Raw genomic sequence first — 639 nt, forward strand, 5'->3', positions numbered from 1 at the left:
CTGGAAGAAGCGCCAATCCTGGCCGGGCGGGGTTTTGCCTGGCTCGTCGAGCAGTCGATTGCGCAAGTCGTGCCCGGCGAGGGCTACTCCGCATACGGCGCCCCGGTCTATCGGCCCGGCGCTGACGCCGCCGCCTGGTCCATCCAGGTGTGCGAAGGCCTTCGGCAATGCGGGGTCGAGGTCAGGGTGGGCCGTACCGTTTTTTATTCATGCCCGGGCCCGATCAGCGTTCGCTGCCGCCACTGCGGCAGCGAACACGATGAGGGCGTGCCGTGGGGCGACGCCGTTGGCGCGTGGTATGCCAATGAAGGTGACGACACGCTCATTTGCCCGACGTGCTCGCGCCCAGAACGCATTGTCGACTGGACATTCCTGGAAAACGACTGGGCGTTCGGCAATCTGGGATTCGGGTTTCATAACTGGCCGATCGCTGACTCTCTTGCGCAGGGACTCGCAGGCGTTCTGCGGCACCGGGTCAAGCTGGCTTACCAGCGCTACTGACATCCCGTTTCGGGATACGCTGGCGCCTTTCCCGGCGCCACGGAATGGGACCCGCGTTGCCGTTTCTGTCTCCCATGCGCGGTCGCCCTCACGCCCGCGCCTGCGTGCGCTGACGACGTGACCGGGCGGGCCGATGAG

The 639-nt window shown here is 66.0% G+C and carries 1 protein-coding gene; it reads left to right on the forward strand.

What is annotated here, in order from left to right; genetic code table 11:
• Nucleotides 1–501: serine/threonine protein kinase (locus PXJ20_RS32915; RefSeq protein WP_421032958.1), on the forward strand; the 501-nt coding region annotated here is incomplete at its 5' end.
• Between the last annotated feature and the right edge of the window lie 138 nt (nt 502–639).

Origin of the sequence: Paraburkholderia sp. A1RI_3L, from assembly GCF_048957895.1 — a bacterium.
Lineage (GTDB): Bacteria > Pseudomonadota > Gammaproteobacteria > Burkholderiales > Burkholderiaceae > Paraburkholderia > Paraburkholderia kururiensis.